At 69.5% G+C, this 753-nt stretch carries 1 protein-coding gene; it reads right to left on the reverse strand.

Translation table 11 applies throughout. The annotated features are described in order from the left end of the window. Positions 1–753, reverse strand: a 753-nt coding sequence (locus E1294_RS52110) for a ketoacyl-synthetase C-terminal extension domain-containing protein (protein ID WP_132520817.1), incomplete at both ends; no start/stop codon positions are given.

Consider the following 753-nt stretch of genomic DNA (forward strand, 5'->3'; position numbering starts at 1 on the left):
GCTCCGGTCGCGCCGTGATCCACGACGCGAGCCGACCAGCCTGCCCCTCAAGGCCTTCCAGACTCTTCGCCGACACCAGCCACGGCACCACCGGCATCTGTGCCACCGGCTCGGGCTCCGGCTCCGCCACCGGACCCTGCTCGATGATCATATGAGCGTTCGTGCCGCTGATCCCGAAGGACGAGACGGCGGCCCGGCGCGGACGATCTGCCTGGCCCCACGGGCGGGCCTCGGTCAGCAGTTCGACCGCACCCGCCGACCAGTCCACATGCGGAGACGGCTCGTCGGCGTGCAGCGTCTGGGGCAACACCCCGTGTCGCATGGCCATCACCATCTTGATGACCCCGCCCACGCCGGCGGCGGCCTGCGTGTGGCCGATGTTCGACTTCAGCGAACCCAGCCAGAGCGGCTGGTCCCGGTCCTGCCCGTACGTGGCCAGGATGGCCTGCGCCTCGATCGGATCACCGAGCTTCGTACCGGTGCCGTGCGCCTCCACCGCGTCCACATCCGCGACCGACAACCCGGCATTCGCCAAAGCCTGCCGGATCACCCGCTGCTGCGACGGACCATTCGGCGCCGTCAACCCGTTACTCGCACCATCCTGATTGACCGCACTACCCCGCACCACCGCCAGCACCCGATGCCCCAGCCGCCGAGCATCCGACAACCGCTCCACCAGCAGCACACCAACGCCCTCACCCCAACCCGTGCCATCAGCACCAGCCGAGAACGCCTTACACCGCCCATCCGGCG

It is taken from the genome of Nonomuraea diastatica (genome assembly GCF_004349015.1).
Classification (GTDB): Bacteria; Actinomycetota; Actinomycetes; order Streptosporangiales; family Streptosporangiaceae; genus Nonomuraea; species Nonomuraea diastatica.